The sequence below is a fragment of the Marinobacter salinus genome (assembly GCF_001854125.1).
In the GTDB taxonomy this organism is placed as follows: domain Bacteria; phylum Pseudomonadota; class Gammaproteobacteria; order Pseudomonadales; family Oleiphilaceae; genus Marinobacter; species Marinobacter salinus.
Genome location: NZ_CP017715.1, coordinates 3004064 through 3024147, shown reverse-complemented (window position 1 = coordinate 3024147; position 20084 = coordinate 3004064). Strand labels below are relative to the sequence as shown.

Annotated in this window: 14 protein-coding genes; 10 read left to right on the top strand and 4 right to left on the bottom strand. The window is 58.5% G+C overall.

Annotated features, from left to right (window positions below):
- Window positions 1-208: 208 nt before the first annotated feature.
- The 3 genes from BKP64_RS14095 (at window position 209) to BKP64_RS14085 (ending at window position 3559) form a co-directional block, all read left to right on the top strand.
- Entirely contained in the window at window positions 209-1075 is an 867-nt protein-coding gene (locus tag BKP64_RS14095) for an MBL fold metallo-hydrolase (RefSeq protein WP_070971367.1), read from the top strand.
- A 7-nt stretch (window positions 1076-1082) separates the two neighbouring features.
- Window positions 1083-2816, top strand: coding sequence for a SulP family inorganic anion transporter (locus BKP64_RS14090; protein ID WP_070971364.1), 1734 nt, complete (start codon window positions 1083-1085; stop codon window positions 2814-2816).
- Between the two features lie 83 nt (window positions 2817-2899).
- Entirely contained in the window at window positions 2900-3559 is a 660-nt protein-coding gene (locus tag BKP64_RS14085; protein ID WP_070971361.1) for an energy-coupling factor ABC transporter permease, read from the top strand.
- A gap of 12 nt (window positions 3560-3571) precedes the next feature.
- Here BKP64_RS14085 and BKP64_RS14080 read toward each other — a convergent pair whose 3' ends face one another.
- The 3 genes from BKP64_RS14080 to BKP64_RS14070 form a co-directional block, all read right to left on the bottom strand.
- Window positions 3572-5674 carry an EAL domain-containing protein gene (locus BKP64_RS14080; RefSeq protein ID WP_227515405.1) on the bottom strand — a complete coding sequence of 701 codons (2103 nt, stop codon included), beginning with the start codon at window positions 5672-5674 and terminating at the stop codon, window positions 3572-3574.
- A 127-nt stretch (window positions 5675-5801) separates the two neighbouring features.
- Window positions 5802-6335 (bottom strand): response regulator transcription factor, encoded by a 534-nt coding sequence (locus tag BKP64_RS14075; RefSeq protein WP_070971355.1) that lies wholly within the window; start codon window positions 6333-6335, stop codon window positions 5802-5804.
- A complete protein-coding gene (locus BKP64_RS14070) occupies window positions 6328-7584 on the bottom strand; it encodes a sensor histidine kinase (RefSeq protein ID WP_070971351.1) in 1257 nt (418 codons plus the stop codon). The genes BKP64_RS14075 and BKP64_RS14070 overlap by 8 nt, the downstream gene beginning before the upstream one ends.
- Before the next feature lie 136 nt (window positions 7585-7720).
- Here BKP64_RS14070 and BKP64_RS14065 point away from each other — a divergent pair, with 136 nt between their 5' ends.
- From BKP64_RS14065 to BKP64_RS14035, 7 genes are all read left to right on the top strand, one after another.
- Window positions 7721-9727: a TonB-dependent receptor domain-containing protein gene (locus BKP64_RS14065; RefSeq protein ID WP_227515404.1), complete on the top strand. Its 2007-nt coding sequence runs from the start codon at window positions 7721-7723 to the stop codon at window positions 9725-9727.
- Between the two features lie 255 nt (window positions 9728-9982).
- Window positions 9983-11431 (top strand): YfcC family protein, encoded by a 1449-nt coding sequence (locus BKP64_RS14060; RefSeq protein WP_070971348.1) that lies wholly within the window; start codon window positions 9983-9985, stop codon window positions 11429-11431.
- Window positions 11432-11455: 24 nt separating this feature from the next.
- Window positions 11456-12685, top strand: coding sequence for an arginine deiminase (locus tag BKP64_RS14055; protein ID WP_070971345.1), 1230 nt, complete (start codon window positions 11456-11458; stop codon window positions 12683-12685).
- 18 nt (window positions 12686-12703) lie between these two features.
- On the top strand, window positions 12704-13705 hold the full coding sequence (locus tag BKP64_RS14050) for an ornithine carbamoyltransferase (RefSeq protein WP_070971344.1): 1002 nt from the start codon (window positions 12704-12706) through the stop codon (window positions 13703-13705).
- 1 nt (window position 13706) lies between these two features.
- On the top strand, window positions 13707-14618 hold the full coding sequence (arcC, locus tag BKP64_RS14045) for a carbamate kinase (RefSeq protein ID WP_070971341.1): 912 nt from the start codon (window positions 13707-13709) through the stop codon (window positions 14616-14618).
- 55 nt (window positions 14619-14673) lie between these two features.
- Window positions 14674-15756 (top strand): efflux RND transporter periplasmic adaptor subunit, encoded by a 1083-nt coding sequence (locus BKP64_RS14040; protein WP_083329224.1) that lies wholly within the window; start codon window positions 14674-14676, stop codon window positions 15754-15756.
- Complete coding sequence (locus BKP64_RS14035; protein WP_099092560.1) at window positions 15753-18983, top strand: efflux RND transporter permease subunit; 3231 nt, start codon at window positions 15753-15755, stop codon at window positions 18981-18983. Before BKP64_RS14040 ends, BKP64_RS14035 begins: the two co-directional genes overlap by 4 nt.
- 16 nt (window positions 18984-18999) lie before the next feature.
- Here the strand turns inward: BKP64_RS14035 and BKP64_RS14030 are convergent, their stop codons facing one another.
- Window positions 19000-20049, bottom strand: coding sequence for a GGDEF domain-containing protein (locus BKP64_RS14030; RefSeq protein ID WP_070973693.1), 1050 nt, complete (start codon window positions 20047-20049; stop codon window positions 19000-19002).
- Window positions 20050-20084: the final 35 nt, after the last annotated feature.

Sequence of the window (20084 nt, the reverse complement as noted above, 5' to 3'; positions counted from 1 at the left end):
TAACGAGGGTGTTCCTTCCATGCCGGTGACAGTCAGTGCCGGAATTGTGGATTCCCGGGATGTATCTTGCCAAACAGGCAGGGCGCGACTGTGCGGTTGGTGCATCAGGAATACTGCGCATATAAAAAAAGAACATTTCACCTCATATTCTAATTTAGTATATCCTTAGAATTAAATTTCAGGATCGAGCCCGAAAGAGGTGAATGCCATGAGCAAACCGATCGTTCAGCATTTTTTCGACGAGCCCACCAATACGTTCAGTTATGTGGTTCGGGATCCGGACAGCCAAGCCTGTGCCATTCTCGATTCCGTGCTGGACTTTGACTACGCGGCAGGCAAGACCGATGTGCGCTCAGCCGATGAGATCATCGAGTACATTCGCAGCCATGATCTGGAAGTCGAATGGATTTTGGAGACGCATGTTCACGCCGATCATCTGTCGGCCGCCCCGTACCTGCATGAAAAACTGGGTGGCAAGACCGGTATTGGCGCCCATATCCGGGATGTCCAGGAGATTTTTGGAAAAGCTTTCAACGCCGGTACCGAGTTCGCCCGCGATGGTAGCCAGTTTGACCAGTTGTTCCGGGAAGGTGACACCCTCCATATCGGTAGTCTGGAGGGGCGCGTCCTGCATACCCCCGGACACACGCCAGCTTGCCTGACCTATGTGATCGGAGACGCTGCCTTTGTTGGCGACACCCTGTTCATGCCTGATTTCGGGACCGCGCGCTGCGATTTTCCCGGAGGGGACGCCAGGATTCTCTATCAGTCCATTCAGAAAGTTCTGGCGCTGCCGTCCGAGACCCGGATTTTCCTGTGTCATGACTATAAGGCGCCGGGTCGTGATGAGTACGTTCACATGACGACGGTGGAGCAGCAGCGGAAGGCAAATATCCACGTTCACGATGGTGTTTCCGAAGATGAATTCGTCAAAATGCGTACCGAGCGAGACGCCACTCTCGATATGCCCCGGCTGATTCTTCCGTCCGTTCAGGTCAACATGCGGGCCGGGCATATGCCTCCCGCCGAAGACAATGGCCAGGTATACCTCAAAGTTCCGGTCAACCTGTTCTGAGTCGCCCATGAACCTGCAACGCTACCTGCCGATTCTGAACTGGCTGCCAGCCTATGGCCGTGGTCAGGCCACCAGTGACCTGGTGGCTGCGATCATCGTCACGGTGATGCTGATTCCCCAGTCCCTGGCCTATGCACTGCTTGCCGGGCTGCCGGCCCAGGTGGGACTGTACGCCAGTATCTTGCCGCTGGTGGTTTACGCCGTTTTCGGCACCAGTCGCACGCTCTCTGTTGGTCCGGTAGCTGTTGCGTCGTTGATGACGGCAGCGGCGCTGGCACCGCTGGCCGCTTCCGGGACGCCGGAATATGTCGCCGGCGCGATTCTGCTGGCGATCATGTCTGGGCTGATGCTCACAGCCATGGGGCTGCTTCGGCTTGGCTTTCTGGCGAACTTCCTCAGCCATCCGGTGATCTCCGGCTTTATTACCGCGTCGGGGATTGTCATCGCTGCCAGCCAGCTCAAGCACATATTTGGTGTCGAGGCCTCGGGCCATAACCTTTGGGAAATCATTGAGTCCCTGGTGTTGTCGATTGGCAATACCAATCTCCCTACTCTGGCTATCGGCATCGGTGCCCTGCTATTTCTCTTGTTTGCCCGAAAACGCCTGAGGCCGATTTTGTCCGGACTTGGTGTGCCTGGCCGTATGGCTGACATTCTGACCAAGACGGCACCGATCCTGGCTGTGTTGGTAACCACTCTGGTGGCCTGGCAGCTGCATCTTGGCGAGAGTGGGGTGAAACTGGTCGGCCAGGTGCCATCTGGTTTGCCCGAGTTGACGCTGCCAAGTATGGACTGGCAACTGTGGCAACAGCTGGCGGTAAGCGCTCTTTTGATCAGTGTGGTTGGCTTCGTGGAATCCGTGTCGGTGGGGCAGACGCTGGCGGCGAAACGGCGTCAACGTATCGACCCGGATCAGGAACTGATTGGACTGGGTACCGCTAATCTTGGCGCCGGCCTGTCCGGTGGCATGCCAGTCACCGGTGGTTTCTCGCGCTCTGTGGTCAACTTCGATGCTGGCGCGGAAACACCGGCAGCCGGTGCCTACACAGCGGTGGGCATTGCCCTTGCCACGCTGTTTCTGACACCGGCCATCGCCTATTTGCCCAAGGCGACGCTGGCGGCCACCATCATCGTGGCGGTCATCACCTTGATTGACCTGCCGGCATTGGCGCGCACCTGGCGATATTCCCGGACCGACTTCGGTGCCATGCTAGCGACCATTGTGCTGACTCTGGGCCATAGCGTAGAGGCGGGCATTATCTCTGGTGTGACTTTGTCCATTGGCCTGTTCCTGTTCCGAACCAGCCGTCCCCACTTCGCGGTGGTTGGTCGGGTGCCAGGCACCGAGCATTTCCGCAATGTACTTCGTCACGATGTGGAATTGTGCCCGAAAGTTACCTTCCTTCGGGTGGATGAAAGTCTGTATTTCGCCAATGCCCGGTTTCTGGAAGAAACGGTAATGGATCTGGTTACCGGAGAACCGGAGCTGAAGGATCTGGTGCTGGTGTGCCCGGCGGTTAACCTGGTGGATGCTTCAGCCCTGGAAAGCCTCGAAGCCATTAACGAACGTCTCAGGGATGCCGGCGTGAACCTGCACCTTTCTGAAGTAAAGGGACCTGTGATGGACCGTCTGAAGGGTACAGAGCTGCTTGCCCATCTGACCGGCAGGGTTTTTCTCAGTACTTTTGAGGCCTGGCAAATGCTGATTGGACAGGTACGATCACTGAAAGAAACGGCCTGATCAACGCCCCCGCTTGCTCCATGGGTGGGGTTGGCTCGTATCATGGTGATCTTTCCGGTTTCTGATTCGGCGGTGATTTCATCATGGGCATGACCGATAACCTGCTATCGACCAGTCAGTGGGTCATTACCCTCCTCCTGTTCGTGGTGATCCTGGCGTGGGCCCTGCGCTCGATTGACTGGCAGGCACTGCGCCAGGATAACGCGTTGCAGCATACGTTTTTCGGTGCGGCAGTGGTGCTGGGCTTTCTCTGGCAATTGCGGGCCGGGATTTCGCCCGGACTGTCCATTCATGTGTTCGGGATTACCGTCATAACCCTGATGCTGGGTTGGGCCCTCGCGGTTCTGTCCGGTTTTCTGGCCCTCCTCATTACCGTGATCACCGGCCGGGAACCGCTGCTGATGTTTGCTGCAAATGGGCTGGTCACGGTCATGGTGCCGGCCCTGGTCAGCCACGGCATCATGCTCTGGGAGCGGCGGCAGAACTTCCGGAACTTCTTCGCCTATATCTTTTTCTGCGGTTTCTTCGGAGCCGGCATTTCGGTGGCGGTGGCCGGCAGCGTCATGTGTCTGATGCTCTGGACAAGTGGCGTCTATGAATTTCAGACCTTGATCCACGAGTATTTCCGTTACCTCCCCCTGTTCATGATTCCGGAAGGTTTTGTGAACGGTACGTTCGTGACCGGCCTGATGGTGTTTCATCCCGACCGGCTGACCACCCTTGACCAGCGACGCTATCGCTGATGGTCGGCCCGGTCAGATGCCTTTGCTGCCAGCGATCAGTGGCTCGAGCAGGTCAGTGTTTGCACCCGCCAATCTTTTTTTCTGCCATTGCGAAGCCCACGCCAGTACCTGCGTTGCCGGCATCGGGCGGGCAATGCCGTAACCCTGGGCAAAATGGCACCCCATATCCCGAAGGGCTTTGGCATGTGCCATGGTTTCAACACCTTCGGCAAGCGCGGGTCGCTGGAAGCGCTGGGCAAGGAATATAACGCTCTCGACGATGGCTCTATCGTTAACGTCTTCAAGCATGTTCAGTATGAAGCTCTGATCGATCTTGATGGTGTCCACTGGCAGAGTGCGCAGGTAGGTCAGTGAGGAAAAGCCGGTGCCGAAGTCATCCAGCGCTACCTGTATGCCAAGTGCGCGGCAGCGGGCCAGTACGTTACTGGCTCGCTTGGTATCTTCCAGCGCCGTGGATTCCAGTACTTCCAGGGTAATGAGCGCCGGGTTCAGATCCGGGTGACTGGACAGATAGCTTTCCAGATAATCTGCAAACCTGCGATCCATTAATTGCTGGGCACTCACGTTGATGCTCACCGCCAGCGTTTCTCCGGCCTCTTTCCAGGCGTTCATCTGGTGGATGGCCTCCTTCAGCACCCACTGGCCGAGTGGTACTTCGAGATGGCTGTTTTCCACGGCGGGCAGGAATTGCCCAGGGGCCAGAATGCCCCTGGCCGGGTGATTCCAGCGGATCAAGGCCTCAAAGCCCACCAGTTGGCAATCGGAAATCTGAATCTGAGGCTGGAAGAAGAGCATAAACTCATCGTTCTCCAGAGCCCGGCTAATCTCCGCCAACTGGTCGCGACGTTTTCGGCGATCTTCATCGAGGCCCGGGTCGAAAAAGTGAAACTGATTGCGGCCCTTTTCCTTGGCGGAGTACATCGCCTGGTTGGCATGCCGGATCAGCCCCTCGGTATCCGCGTTGTCCTCCGGATAGTGGGTGATGCCAAGACTGGCCGTGAGGGTCAGGGTATCTTCGCCCATCATCAAAGGCTCGTTGATTGTCGCGAGAACGCGTTGGTAGACCTCTTCGTGATTGTCATTCTGGAGCAGGAGTATGAATTCATCGCCACCAATCCGGGCGACGGTATCGCCGCTGCGAAGTGCGCGGGACAATCTTTTCGCCAGTGTCTTAAGTGCCTGGTTGCCGAGGGCATGGCCGAAGCGATCGTTAAGATTCTTGAAGTTGTCCAGATCCAGGTAGCACACCGATAACGCCCGCTGGTGTCGGTCGGCATGGGAACGGGCCGTGTTCACGCGCTCTTCCAGCAACTGGCGGTTCGGAAGACCGGTGAGCTCATCATAGTTGGCAGCCCGGTCCAGCTCCTTTGCGTGGTTTTTCAGCGCGGTGATGTCGGAGAACGCTGCCACATGATAGAACTGCCCTGGCTCCTCCAGATGCACCCGGCTGATGGCCAGAAGTTCGATATACTCTTCGCCACTTTTGCGCCGGTTCCAGATTTCGCCTCGCCAGTGATCGGTTTTTTCTATGCTGTGCCACATGGATCGATAGTACTCGGGCGAATGGCGGCCCGAGCTCAGGATAGCGGGCGTCAGGCCCAGAACTTCATCGCGACTGTAGCCGGTAATCGTCGAAAACGCCGGATTGGCGTCCAGAATCTGATTGTTGCGGTCGGTGATGAGGATGGCTTCATGGCTTCGATCGAAGACGCTGGCGGCGATACGAAGGTTACGTTCACCGTGCTTTCGGTCAGATATGTTGTTCTGGATAACCACAAACCCGGTAACTACGTCCCCGTTTTCTGTAATGGGCGCGCAGTACGTCTGAACCCAATAGGGCTTGCCTGCCCGGGTGTAATTCAGAATATCTTCTTCAAAAGTCTGGCCCAGATGCAGCTGGCGACGGATGCGCGTAACGGTTTCGGGATCGGTTTCGGGCCCGTAGAGAATGTCCCGTGGTGATTGCCCGATCACCTCTTTCAGGCGGTAGCCGGTATGCTCCTCAAAACTCGGGTTCACCCATTCAATGATTCCGGCTTCATCCAGCAGGATCACCATGTTCCGGGTAATTGAGGCGACTCGGGCGAGCCGGTCGGTGAGGTTGTCAGAAAACACTGACGTTGAGTCCGGTGGTGAAGGCATTGGCGGCTGATGCTACTGGAACTTGAATGAAATGACATGCCTCTTTTTTCTGAGTGAATTGACGGATATCAATTTTTTTGGCTTTTGTGGAGCGCTGAGCTTAGTTCCGCCAACGGGAATGTTTCTGCAGCTTACGCTGCAGCGTTCGGCGATGCATGTTCAGGGCACGAGCGGTGGCCGACACATTGCCCTCCTGTTCGTTCAGGACACGCTGAATGTGTTCCCACTCCATCTCTTCGACCGAAGGCGGAGCGGCGCGCAGGTCCGGTGCTGACTCCAGTGGGTCAAAACCGGCGATCAGCTGGTTTACCGTGACGGGCTTGCAGAGATAATTGACGGCGCCGCGGCGCATGGCCTCGACGGCGGTGGCAATGCTGCCGTAACCGGTCAATACCAGAACGTCCAGGCCTGGTTGGCGGGCGAGTAATTCCGGCAGCAGCTGCAAACCACTTTCACCGGCAAGGTTCAGATCCAGCACGCAGCGCACGTAGTTTCTGGTTTCGAGGGCATTTTTTGCGTCGGCGTGGGATCTGGCGCACGTTGCCTCAATTCCGTGCCGGCCGAGAGAGCGCTGCAATATCTGCAGGAAGGCCTCATCGTCGTCAATCAGAAGCCAGGTAGAGTCTTCAGACACGCTCACCTCCCGTGTCGGCCTGTGGTAAATCGATGATCATGGTCGTGCCGGTCCGGCTCACCTGTGCCTTCAGAGTGCCGCCCAGGCGTTGAATGGTAGCATTGGAAAGAAACAGGCCGACACCCAGGCCGCGTTCAGAATCCACTACCTGTTCTCCCGGTGTGCCCTGGAGCGCAGTCTCCAGACCATCGCCCTCGTCTTCCACGACCACTTCGATACGTTCGTTTGCTGCCAGCCGCGCGCTCACGCCAACCCATTTGGGGCTGGCGGTCAGTGCATTTGCCAGCAGGTTCAGAACGGCCTGATCAAGTGTGGCATCGACTGCAACCGGTGATTCCGGGAGCGGAGTCTGCCACTCGATAGCGCCGGAGGGCCAGAGCAGGGTTGCGGACTCTCTAAGGCGCAAGAGCCAGTCTTTTGCGCTGATGGTTTCCAGTTGAGCTGTTCTGGCCTGAATGGCAGCGTTAGAAAGCTGCTGCAAATGGCCGCTGCACAAGTGAAGTTGCTGCTCCATCGTGTCCAGGTCCTCATTCAGATGCTGATCGCTCAGGCCAGACCGCATTTCCTCAACCAGCAGCGTCATGGTGTTGAGTGGCGTTCCCAGGCGGTGAGCAATAGCGGCGGAGGAAAGCCCCAAAGCAATAACCTGTTCATCGCGCAGGCGGGTTTCGCGGATTTCTGACAGTTGCGACTGTTGCTGGCGCAGGCGCCGGGCCAGAGTGCCCACAACGAGTAAGAGAATGGCGGAGGTGAGAGCGAAGGTTACCCACATACCGACCAGGTGCAGCTGGGCCAGGTTGGCATTGTGATGACCGCTGTTTACCGGCGTCGGCCAAAGCACCAGCGCGGTATAGACGGCAATGCCAATCACGGTTAGCACGATGCCCTGGCCCAGGGGAACAAGCACAATGGCGGTGGCGATGGGCAGCAGCAGTAGTGAGGTAAGCGGGTTGGTGTAGCCGCCGGTCATGAACAGCCAGGCGCCGATGAGCAGCAGGTCGAGGGCAAGGCCGGCACTGACCGTCACGGCAGCTCTGGGCGGGCGGCGGGTAAACCACAGCCATCCCAGCGTTGCCAGCACACCGTAAAGCAGGCATAGCAGGAGGGCTTCGGCCCGGTAGGCGAGGTTGACCACGGCTTCGGCAATAGCGAGGGCTGTCAGCTCAATCGCGACAATAGCCAGGCGCATAACCAGGAGGTAACGGGCCGCCTGTTGAAAACCGGTCTGGGATTGGGTGAGCCATTTCATGGGGAGGATTCTAGCTGGTTTTCGCAGCAGGTACCCGCGCATGTACTCCAAAGTGGATGCGGCATTCTGTCTCAGGCGCGGTAACGGTCCGCACATTATCATGGGCGCAAATTCAGATTGGTCAGGATGTTGTGTTATGGCTATGCATTTAGTGAACAGGCTGGCGTTGGTGTATGTCGCGGGAAATCTGTTCCTGCCCTTGTCTGTCTGGGCCCAGGAGGCGGATGAGGCATTGCCGCTGATCCGGGTGACCGAAGGGCAGGCGACCCGGGAGGTGTCCGAAATACTCGCCCCGGAGCCGGTGGAACGGTTGACGTCAGATCCGTCTGTCTCGCTTTCCCGGATGGGCGGGCGAGGTCTCGATCCGGTCATTCGCGGCCAGGGCCAGGAGCGGGTTGATGTCCTGCTTGATGGTATCCGCGTAGAAGGCGCCTGTCCTAATCGAATGGACCCGCCCACCAGCCGCCTCAGCTCAGCACTGGCCCCGGTACTGGACGTGCGCACCAGCAACCAGACTCTGCGCTGGGGGCCCATCGCCGGTGGCCAGGTGGTCGCGACAACGGCGGCCCCGGATTTTCAGGACGATGTAACAACTGGCCACGTCACACTGGGGGCCTCGGACAACGGCAATGGAAAACTGGCCAATGGCAGTATCGCCACAGGCAGTGATCGGGGCTGGATCCGACTGGCAGGCGGTTATGACGAGGCGGATGATTACGAAGACGGTGACGGCAATAAAGTGCGCAGTGCGTACAAAAATTCGGAGGGTCGTGTGGATGCGGCCTGGAAGGCGGATAACGGTTTCTATGTCAAGGGACTGGTCAGCCGTCAGGAAGAGCGCGATGTGAAATACGCCGGTTCGGGGATGGACGCACCCAAAACCGATACCGATATTCTAAGGTTGGAGTTGGGAGCGCCGGTTGCCAGCGGTGACTGGAACCTTCTGGCCTGGCAGGCGGACGTAGATCATGTCATGGACAATTTCAGCCTGAGACCCGCCACGATGAAAATGCTGACAGCGTCTGAAACCCGGACCCGAGGGCTTCGGCTGACGCTGGACCAGAGCCCGGACGCAAAGACCAACTGGGCCATTGGCACAGACTTCGAGACCAATAACTGGGAGGCGGAACGCTTTGGCGGCGCCACTCTGGACACGCTGACCTCGGTGCTTTGGCCGGATGTGGACCGGGACAGACTGGGCTTCTTTGCTGAGCGCTTCTATCGGATAATGCCGTCGCTGCAACTCGGTGCCGGTGTTCGTTATGACCGGGTGGAGATGGATGCAGGCTCGTCCGACAAGACATTCGGCAGCGGCATGATGGCCCAGTCTGCCGCCGATATTTACACCGCACTTTACGGCACCACCAATACCGAAGCCACGGACGATAATTTCAGTGGATTCGTCACCGGTGACTGGCGTTTCTCTTCCCGTCAGTCCATGGAGGTGACCGCGAGCCGGAGTGTTCGCAGCCCTGGGGTTACAGAGCGTTATATCGCCAGCTGGAGCATGATGCCGGCCATGCGCTGGGTCGGTAACCCGGCACTGGAGACGGAAAAGCACAACAAGCTGGAACTTGCCTTGCCGGGCCGGAGCGATGGCTGGCACTGGCGCCCTGCGGTCTGGATTGATCAGGTGGACGATTTCGTATTGCGGACCCGCAATGCGGACCAGGTCAGTGTTTACCGCAATATCGACGCTCGTCTGCTCGGCCTGGAAGGGGAACTCGGCTGGAGTAACGGAACCTGGAGCACCGCCAGCAAGCTGGCAGCGGTCCGTGGTGAAAACCGTGACGATGACAAAGCGCTGCCCCAGATTCCTCCGGTTCAGTTCATCCAGACTCTGGGTTGGCAGAAGATGGGGCACCAGCTTGAGCTGGAGTGGCAGGTTGCCCGGCGGCAGGACAGGGTGGACCTGGAGTCCGGCCTGGATGCGGGCACCTCGCCGGGTTATGGCGTGCTGAATCTCACGGGGAGTCACCCGCTTGTGGAGTACCTCACGCTGTCCTGGGCGGTGGATAACCTGTTTGATAACACCTGGGCGCCGCACGTCAGTCGTGCCAATACAGACCCTTTCAGTCCCGAGGCTGTCCGGGTAAATGAGCCTGGCCGCACCCTGCGGGCCGCACTGACGGCTCGATGGTGATGGTCGAAGTGGCGGTTGCCCGCTTCTCATAGCCGGCGGGTAACTCTTGCCCCGGGTGGACCCTGCTCTGTCACCCGGGGCTTTTTTGTGAATCTCCTCTCGTCAGTACAAAATTTGTCCTTGATCAACCTCATTCCCAGCCTGAGGATCTATGCTGAATTCAATCAGGTGCACGTTTTGCGCCAGATGATGGGTTGATAGGGTCTGGACTCTTTATCCGGACTGAACTGTGATGCCAAGGACAGGAGCTTAACTGTGACCGACGACCAAATTCCCCCTGAAGGCTCGGAACAAGATCTCGCTTCGCGATTCCCGACTGCCTACACCATTCTCTTTTTCCTGATCATTCTGGTCGCTGCGCTGACCTGGATCATTCCCGCCGGACAGTATGACCGGGCCATGAATGAAGAGGTCGGACGCGAAGTTGCCGTGCCCGGGACCTATCAAACCGTGGACCCGAACCCACAAGGCTTTGTCGACGTAATGCTGGCGCCAACGGCGGGTTTCTACGACCCTGACAGCTATGTAGCCAACGCCATTGACGTGGCATTGTTCGTGCTGTTTCTGGGCGGTTTCCTGGGTGTCATGAACGCGACGGGTGCCATTGATACCGGCATTCGCAGTGCCATGCGACATCTTGAAGGCCATGAAATATGGATGATCCCGATTCTGATGACGTTGTTTGCCATCGGCGGCACGACCTATGGCATGGCCGAGGAGACACTTGCGTTTTACGCGATTCTCATCCCGGTAATGATCGCCGCCGGCTACGATGCCGTTACCGGGGTTGCCATCATTCTGATTGGTGCCGGCATCGGCGTTCTTGGTTCGACCATAAACCCGTTTGCCACAGTGATTGCGGCCAACGCCGCGAATATTCCCTTTACGGACGGCATTGTATTGCGATTTGTGATTCTGGTTGGTGGATTGATTATTTGCGCAGCCTACGTTATGCGGTACGCCCAAAGGGTCAAACAGGATAATTCGCGGTCGGTTGTGGCAAAGCAGTGGGATGCGCACCGGAAGTTGTTCCTGCGGGGGCATGAAGAGGGGCTCGGAGACGCCACGCTCAATACCACCCAGATCATTGCACTGATTATTTTCGCTCTGACCTTCGCCGTCATGATCTGGGGCGTGTCCTCCCAGGGTTGGTGGATGGCGCGCATGGGGGCTCTGTTCTTTGGTGCCGCCATTGTTATCGGACTGATTGCCCGCCTGGGCGAAAAAAAGCTCACGGGCAGTTTCGTCGATGGCGCCAGAGACCTGTTGGGTGTTGCTCTGGTGGTCGGCCTGGCCCGTGGCATCGTGGTGATCATGGATCAGGGCATGATCGCCGACACGATTCTCCACAGCGCGGAAACCTCTCTCGGCGGTCTGCCCCAGCTGGCGTTTATCAACCTGATGTTCTGGATTGAAGTGGGGATGAGTTTCTTCGTGCCCTCGTCTTCCGGACTGGCGGTGCTTTCGATGCCCATCCTGGCGCCGCTGGCCGACTTTGCCAATGTCGGGCGGGACCTGGTGGTCACCGCCTATCAGTCCGCCAATGGCCTGGTTAACCTGATCAACCCGACCTTTGCAGTGGTCGTCGGTGGTCTGGCGATCGGACGGGTATCCTACGATCGGTGGATTGCCTTTATCTGGCCGTTGTTGCTGATTCTGACGGTGTTCATAAGTCTGGCCATCAGTATCGGTACCTTTCTCTGATGCCTTGGTAAAAAGGAGCTTGCCATGTCTGAACCGACACTCGGTGTTCATTCCGAAACCGGCACACTGCGGCAGGTCATTGTTTGTCGCCCTGGCCTCGCCCATCGACGACTGACGCCGTCCAACTGCGATGCGCTGCTGTTTGATGACGTGTTCTGGGTCAAGCAGGCACAGAAAGACCACGACGTGTTTTCCGGCCTCATGCGCGCCAGGGGCGTCGAAGTGCTGGACGTTAACGAGTTGCTTGCAGAGACGCTGGACATTGCCGAAGGCAGAGCCTGGATCCTGGATAACCGGATCAACTGGAACCAGATCGGCGTTGGTATGGTCTCTGATCTGCGCGCCTGGATGGACCAGCTGCCGGGTGCGAAGCTGGCAGAATTTCTGATCGGTGGCCTGGAAGTGGGCGATCTGCCGTTCGACCCGGTTGGGCTGTTTGGTAATCACCTGGGGCGGTATGGCTTCGTGTTGCCGCCGTTGCCCAACTTCCTGTTCACCCGGGACAACAGTGCCTGGATTTACGGAGGGGTCACCCTCAACCCCATGTACTGGCCGGCGCGCAAGCCGGAGACGCTGTTGATGGCCGGTATTTACAAGTTCCATCCCAAGTTTGCCGGCAAGGTCAACGTCCACTGGGGCGACCCACTGCAGGATCATGGCCTGGCCACGCTGGAAGGCGGGGATGTGATGCCGGTGGGTAATGGCGCCGTGCTGGTGGGCATGGGCGAGCGCTCGTCTCCCCAGGCCATTGGTCAGCTGGCGAAAGCCCTGTTTGACAGCGGTACGGCCGAGCGGGTGGTTGCCTGCCAGATTCCCAAGACCCGCTCCGCGATGCACCTGGACACGGTGTTCACTTTCTGTGGCGGTAATGTGGTCACAACCTTCAAAGAGGTGGCGGATGAAATGGTCTGCTACGACCTGCGCCCGGGAGAAGGCAAGAAAAACCTCGCCTTCCACCAGGACCCTCGCCCGTTGTTCGAGGTCGTGGCCGATGTGCTGGGCTATCAGAACCTGGAGATCGTGCCGACCGGGGGCGATAGCCCGGCCGAGCGTGAGCGGGAGCAGTGGAACGATGGCAACAATGTGCTGGCGCTGAGCCCCGGTGTGGTTATCGGCTATGACCGTAATGACGATACCAACGCCGCCCTGGAGGCCGCAGGTATCGAGGTGCTCTCGATACCGGGGGCAGAGCTTGGGCGTGGCCGCGGCGGTGGCCGCTGTATGAGCTGCCCGACGATGCGCGACCCTGTTTAACCGGAAAGGACAACCGTTATGGCTTTTAATCTGAAAAACCGGCATTTCCTGACGCTGCGTGATTACACTCCGCGCGAAATCGGTTTTTTGCTCAAACTGGCGGCAGACCTGAAAACGGCGAAATATGCCGGTACCGAGGTGCCGAAACTTCAGGGCAAGGATATCGCTCTGATCTTTGAGAAAAACTCCACTCGCACCCGGGTCGGTTTTGAGGTGGCTGCGTTCGACCAGGGTGCCCGGGTTACCTATCTTGGGCCGACCGGCACCCACATTGGCCACAAGGAATCGGTCAAGGATACCGCCAGGGTTCTGGGCCGGGTCTACGATGCCATCGAGTACCGCGGCTTCGGCCAGGCGGTGGTGGAAGAGTTGGCGCAATACGCCGGCGTGCCGGTCTATAACGGCCTTACCAATGAATTTCATCCTACCCAGATCCTCGCTGATTTCCTGACCATGCAGGAAAATGTCGAAAAGCCGCTCCATGACGTGTCCTATGTTTTTCTTGGCGATGCCGCCAATAACATGGGGGACAGTCTGCTGATCGGTGGCGTGAAAATGGGGATGGATGTTCGTTTGTGTGCCCCCAAAGCCTGCTGGCCGAAACAGGAGGTTCAGGACGAGGCGCATGGGATCGCTGCCGAGACCGGCGCCCGGATCACCATTACCGACGATATTGATTCGGCCGTAAAGGGTGTTGACTTCGTTTACACCGATGTCTGGGTTTCCATGGGGGAAGCCAAGGAAAAGTGGGCCGAGCGGATCAAGCTGCTGATGCCGTATCAGGTGAACGCGGTGCTTATGGAGAAAACCGGTAACCCGCGCGCGCGCTTCATGCACTGTCTGCCCGCATTCCATAACACCGAGACTACCGTTGGCAAGGAGATCCAGAGCGAGTTCGGTATTGATGCCATGGAAGTGACCGAAGAGGTGTTTGAAAGCCCGGCCTCGATCGTCTTCGATCAGGCGGAAAATCGCATGCATACCATTAAGGCGGTTCTCGTCGCCACACTGGGAGCCTGACATGTTAGTGGTGGCTGCTTTGGGCGGTAACGCCCTGTTGAAACGTGGTGAGCCGCTGACGGCCAGCGCGCAGCGCAGCAACGTGAAGGTTGCTGCAAAGTCGCTGGCCAAAATTGTGCGTGCGGGACATAAGCTGGTGGTCACCCACGGTAATGGTCCCCAGGTGGGGCTGCTGGCGCTTCAGGGCGCAGCCTACAAGCCGGACGAGGCGTATCCTCTGGACGTCCTCGGTGCCGAGACCGAAGGAATGATCGGTTACATGATTGAGCAGGAGCTTGAAAATGAACTCGGGCATGACCGGCCAGTGGCAACATTGCTGACACAGGTGGTGGTAGATCCAGCCGATCCGGCGTTCAGCCACCCGACCAAGTTTGTGGGCCCTGTTTATGATCAGGCCGAGGCCGAATCCCGGGCCGCGGCAGCAGGCTGGCGGATCGCCCAGGATGGTGACAAATGGCGACGGGTGGTTCCGTCACCAAAGCCACTGGATATCCCGGACCTCCGGGTCCTGCAGTTGCTGCTGGCTCAAAACGTTATTGTTGTCTGCACAGGGGGGGGTGGTATTCCCGTTCTGCGACGTGAGGACGGCGGCATGATTGGTGTTGAGGCGGTGATCGACAAGGATGCCGCCAGCGCGCTGCTTGCCAGCCAGCTGGGTGCCGATGCACTCCTCCTTCTGACCGATGTCGAGTCGGTTTTTCGGGGGTTTGGCACTGATAAACAAACCCCTGTCAGCACCCTCACAGTGGCGGAAGGCAGGGGGCTGGATATGCCGGCGGGCTCAATGGGCCCCAAGCTGTCGGCTGCCTGTGATTTTTCGGAATCCGGAGGGGTAAGCGGTATTGGTCGGCTATCCGATGCGCTTGCCATTCTTGATGGTACTGCGGGCACGCGGGTTATGCCTGGTACTTGAGTCGGACTTGCTGATAACCTTCATTTATTAGCAAATAACCAGAGTTGACTGTGCAATGGCAAGAATTTCTCTCGCTCGCTCTCTTTTTCCGGCGTTGCTCTGTTTTCTGTCCTCAATCGCCCAGGCCCAGCCTTCACCGGGGGAATTTCCGGCGTCCGTTCCCGTGGAGCGGGGGGCGTTCGCGGAGAGCCTGCATCTTGATGGTGTTATAGAGGCTGTCCAGCAGAGCACGGTGTCCGCTCAGACCAGTGGTACGGTCCAGAAACTGCCGTTTGATGTGGATGATTCCGTGGCCGCCGGTGACCTCATTGTGCAGCTGGAGGACAGCGAACAGCGTGCGCGGGTTAATCAGGCCAGGGCCGGGCGGGAAGAGGCGCAGGCAGCCCTGGCCGATGCCCAGCAGCGGTATGCCCGGATTGAGGCGGTTCACGAGCGCGGCCTGGTGTCGCGGCAGGAGTTTGATCAGGCCCGAAACAACCTGGCGGCGGCCAGGGCTCGGATGGAGCGAGCGGGAGCCGCCCTAGCCGAAGCGGAGGAGCAGCTGGGTTACACGCGGATCGTTGCACCCTATGGGGGGATACTGACTGAGCGCCATGTGGAGTTAGGTGAGGCGGTGAACCCCGGCCAGCCGTTGCTTAGTGGCTTGTCCCTGGAGCAGTTGCGGGTGGTGGTGGATTTGCCACAGAAATACGCCGATCTGGCCCGCTCCGAACGTCAGGCCAGGGTCACCCTGGCCGATGGCAGGGTTCTGGAAACCGGCTCAATGACCTTTTACCCCTACGCTGACCCTGAAACCCACACCTTCCGCCTGCGCATGCGGCTCAGTGAACCCAATGGGTCCCTGTATCCCGGTATGCTGGTCAAGGTTGCTGTTCCAGTCGGCAGCCGGGCAACACTTTGGGTACCGTTCAGCAGTTTGCTACACCGGAGTGAGGTGCGCGCGGTGTTTGTTCTCAATGATCAGAACCGGCCCCGATTGCGCCAGGTGCGTACCGGCGTCCGGGACAATGGCCGTATTGAAATTCTCGCCGGCCTCAGTGAAGGCGAGCGGGTCGTGATCGATCCGTCGTTGCTGGTTGGCAGTGAACGGCTAAACCTTTCAGGTGCTGCGGAGCCAGTCAAAGGGGAACAGGAGTGATGGGCAAGCTGCCTCCTGTTGGACCATCCGGAGCCATAGCACGCGTTTTCCAGGATAATCGGCTGACCCCTTTGCTGGCGGTACTTTCGATTCTGCTCGGGGTGCTCGTTGTCATCATTACACCGAAAGAAGAAGAGCCCCAGATTGATGTCACCATGGCGGATATCATGGTGGCCTTCCCGGGGGCCAGCACCCGGGAAGTGGAAAGCGTGATAGCCACCCCTGCGGAGCAGGTGATGAGCGAGATCACAGGCGTGGAGCATGTCTACTCCGTCTCTCGCCAGGGGCAGGCATTGATCACCGTCCAGTTCGAAGTTGGTGTACCCCGGCAGGAAGCCCTGGTAAGGCTATACAATCAGGTGTACTCCAATCAGGACTGGCTGCCGCCGGAACTGGGTGCTACACAACCGGTCATCAAGCCCAAAGGCATTGATGATGTACCGGTCATGACCCTGACCCTGTTTGATCCCGCCAGCGGCCATACCGGTGAGGAGCTTACCCGCCTCGCCCATATGCTGGAGGTGGCGCTGAAACGGGTGCCGGGCACCCGTGATGTTTATACGGTCGGCGGTATTCCCGACCGGGTGGATATCCACTTCGACCCCGCTCTGCTGTCCGGCTTCAACCTGACCGTCAACGACCTTGGCTACGCGTTGCAGGCGGCGAATGCCAGCACCCAGGAATCCAGGGTGACGCGGGACAATCTGTCGATCCCCGTGCAGGCCGGAACACTGCTGGAAACGGTGGAGGATGTCCGCGGTCTGGTGGTGGGTATGCACAATGGTGCTGCGGTCCATCTGGAAGATGTGGCGGATGTCACCCGCGGTGGAACCGTTGCGGACCAGAGCGTGATGACGGGTTTCGGCCCCGCCCACCCCGGAGGCATTGCAGGTGAACCGGGCGATGTTTATCCGGCGGTAACCCTCGCCATCGCCAAGAAGCCCGGCGAAAACGCCGTCGACATAACCACCGCCATTGAGGAGCGCCTGGCTAAACTGCGAAACCGCGCTTTGCCGGTGGGTATCGAGGTCCTTGTTACCCGGGACTATGGCGATACCGCGTCCCGGAAAGCCCAGAAGCTGATTAGCGACCTGGTTTCCGCGACTGTCTGCGTGGTGCTCCTGGTGCTGGCAGCCATGGGTTGGCGACAGGCCCTGATCGTTGGTGTTGCTGTACTCATTACCCTGTTGCTGACGCTGGTGTTTTCCTGGGCTTGGGGTTTCACTCTTAACCGGGTGTCGTTGTTCGCGTTGATCTTCTCCATCGGTATTCTGGTGGACGACGGCATTGTGATTACCGAGAATATCAATCGCCGTATCCAGAACTCCCGCGACCCGGTGAAGGACATCATTCCGGTAGCCGTGGACGAGGTGGGCACGCCGACCATCATGGCCAGCCTGACTATCATGGCGGCGCTTATCCCCATGGCGTTTGTCAGTGGCCTGATGGGGCCTTATATGAGCCCCATTCCCATCAATGCGTCGGCGGGGATGGTTTTATCCCAGATTGTTGCCTTTGTGGTGGCGCCCTGGCTGGCGTTCCGGTTGCTGAAGCACAGGAAGGGTGAGGCGGCGGCAGAAGCGGAGGGTGCCTCCAGTTCTGCTGATGGCGTCAGCCCTCTTTCCCTGAAGATCTTCCGGACATTACTCACGCCGTTTCTGGGTGAACACCCGTGGCGCCGGCGTTTGCTCGGCCTGGGCGTCGTCTCTTTGGCTGTTGCAGCCGCCTCATTGCCGGTGTTCCTGGCAGTGATTCTGAAGATGCTGCCGTTCGACAACAAATCGGAATTGCAGGTGGTGGTCGATCTGCCGGAGCGAACCCCGATGGAACAGACCCAGCGGGTGCTGATGGAAATGGGGGAGTATCTGGAGACCGTGGATGAGGTAGCCAACTGGCAGACCTACGCCGGCACCGCATCACCAATCAATTTTAATGGCCTGGTCCGGCAGTACTATCTGCGCAGCGCGCCCTACCAGGGCGATATCCAGATCAACCTTACCGGAGAGGAGCACCGGATCCGGCAATCCCACGCCATTGGCCAGGCACTGAGGGGCCCTCTCACTGCTATCGGGGATCGTTACGACGCCGAGGTGAAAATTGTCGAGGTGCCACCGGGGCCTCCGGTGTTGTCGCCGGTGGTGGCCGAGATCTACGCGGTAAACGAAGAGCGTCGTGCGGGCCTTGCCCGCCGTGTTGCGCAGGGCATGACGCAGGTGGAAGGCCTGGTGGATATCGACACCACGCTTGAGGCGCCCACGCGGCAATGGGAAGTCGTGGTGGACCGCGCTAGAGCGGCCCGCATGGGCGTGTCGCAGGGGCAGGTTGTGGCGGCATTGCAGACGGCTTTGGGGGGTAGCAACGTCAGCTTTTTGCACGATGAGCACGCCAAGTATCCCGTGCCTATCCGGGTTATCCTGGGTGAAGGTGATAAAGCTCAGCCCCCAGTGCTGATGTCCATTCCGGTTCGCAGCCGCAATGGAAACCTCGTGCCTCTTGCCAGTATTGCCGATGTACGTGAAGCTGACTGGATGGGTGCTGTCTACCACAAGGATTTGCTGCCGGTGACTTACGTGACAGCGGATATGGCTGGCGATATCGACTCTCCGCTTTATGGAATGTTCCGGATGGTGGATGACCTGGAGCAAATGGATGGCGGCCCTGAGCAGTTTTTTATCAACCAGCCGGTGCTGCCGGAAGCAGGCACCCTGAAGTGGGACGGTGAGTGGAAAATCACCTATGAAACCTTCCGGGACATGGGGGCTGCCTACAGTGTCGGCGTGTTTATGATCTTTGTGCTGCTGGTAGCCCAGTTCCGCTCATACCTGCTGCCGTTGGTGATCATGGCGCCAATTCCGCTGACACTGATTGGTATTATGCCCGGCCACGCCCTGCTAGGCAGGGAATTTACCGCGACCAGCATGATAGGCATGATCGCCCTGGCGGGAATTATCGTGCGTAACTCCATTCTGTTGGTGGTTTTTATACGGCAATTGCTGGACGAGGGTGTAGAGCTGGATGAGGCCGTAGTGCTTGCAGGGGCGGTACGTATCAAGCCTATTGCCCTGACTGCCATTTCGGCGATGGTGGGTGCTTACTTCATTCTGAACGACCCCATCTTCAACGGCCTTGCGATTTCGCTGATCTTCGGGCTTGCCATGTCTACTTTGCTGACGATTCTGGTGGTGCCGTTGCTTTATTACACCCTGGCCCGCTGCAAGTGGATCTGAGCTCGGAGAGGGCCAGTCACGCAGGGGCTGGTACCGTACCGGCAATGACGATCGTGTTCCGGCCGGTATCCTTGGCATGATAAAGACTCTGATCGGCCCGGCTGATCAGAGTGCGCAAGTCGCCACCATCCGGGCCAAACTGGGCGATACCGCCACTGACCGTCAGGTTGATTGGCTGCCCCTGATGGTGAAATGGGGATGTCTCTATGTTGCTCCGGATTTTGTCGGCGACCGTCAGCGCCTGTTCCGCTGACGTGTCTGAAAGCAGAAGGGCAAACTCTTCTCCGCCAAGCCGAGTCGCCAGGTCGGTGGCGCGAAGCGCATCCCGGAGAATGGAGGAGACGTGCTTTAGCGCCTGGTCGCCGGCCTCGTGGCCGTGTTGATCGTTAACCTGCTTGAAGTGGTCCAGGTCCAGCAGCAGCACCGACAGAGGCGTACCCTGGCGAAGACTGCGTTTGCGTTCGCTTGAGAAAACATCGCTGAGCCTGGCCCGGTTGGCCAACCCGGTGAGAGCATCGGTCTGGGCCATTTTGAGCAGCCGCGATTCGGACTGTTCCCGAGTGATCTCGTAGATGTGAGAGAAGGCAAGAATGGTCAGCGACATGATGCCCATGTTGGCAATGGGCAGGGGCTGCATCATCTCGGGCATATTCCTGTGCATGAAGAAAAAGATGACCGCCGCTGTGATCATGTAGAAAGCCGATATCAGAAGCCCGAGACGGCGGCCCATGAGCAAATGGGACAGGATAGGTATCAGCAGGACCCACGCATAGACCGTTGAGGTCGCACGTGGCGAGATAAGCGCAAACATCATGGTGGTGAAAAATGGCAGAGTGAAGGCCAGGATCCAGCGTTCCAGGTGAGCCGTGTCAGAGATGGCCCGGAAAATGAAAGCTGAATAGACGGCCATCCCAAGCTCTGCATAAGCCAGGGGGTAATTCTGGTTTTTAAGGTTGAGGAAGAAAAACAGAAGACCGGCCCCAAACGTAAAGGCCAGGAGGGACCGAAGAACCGCTTTGCGATAAGGCCGTGCCAGGTGTTTCTGGGCTTCGCTGTAGCTTTCCATGCTGAGGTTCTGCGCCATCTGAGGATGAGTGCGGA

Coding starts and splice junctions, on each gene's coding strand:
- BKP64_RS14090 (WP_070971364.1), top strand. CDS start 1,083: ATGAACCTGCAACGCTACCTGCCGATTCTGAACTGGCTGCCAGCCTAT.
- BKP64_RS14095 (WP_070971367.1), top strand. CDS start 209: ATGAGCAAACCGATCGTTCAGCATTTTTTCGACGAGCCCACCAATACG.
- BKP64_RS14050 (WP_070971344.1), top strand. CDS start 12,704: ATGGCTTTTAATCTGAAAAACCGGCATTTCCTGACGCTGCGTGATTAC.
- BKP64_RS14085 (WP_070971361.1), top strand. CDS start 2,900: ATGGGCATGACCGATAACCTGCTATCGACCAGTCAGTGGGTCATTACC.
- BKP64_RS14030 (WP_070973693.1), bottom strand. CDS start 20,049: ATGGAAAGCTACAGCGAAGCCCAGAAACACCTGGCACGGCCTTATCGC.
- BKP64_RS14065 (WP_227515404.1), top strand. CDS start 7,721: ATGGCTATGCATTTAGTGAACAGGCTGGCGTTGGTGTATGTCGCGGGA.
- BKP64_RS14055 (WP_070971345.1), top strand. CDS start 11,456: ATGTCTGAACCGACACTCGGTGTTCATTCCGAAACCGGCACACTGCGG.
- BKP64_RS14070 (WP_070971351.1), bottom strand. CDS start 7,584: ATGAAATGGCTCACCCAATCCCAGACCGGTTTTCAACAGGCGGCCCGT.
- arcC (WP_070971341.1), top strand. CDS start 13,707: ATGTTAGTGGTGGCTGCTTTGGGCGGTAACGCCCTGTTGAAACGTGGT.
- BKP64_RS14040 (WP_083329224.1), top strand. CDS start 14,674: ATGGCAAGAATTTCTCTCGCTCGCTCTCTTTTTCCGGCGTTGCTCTGT.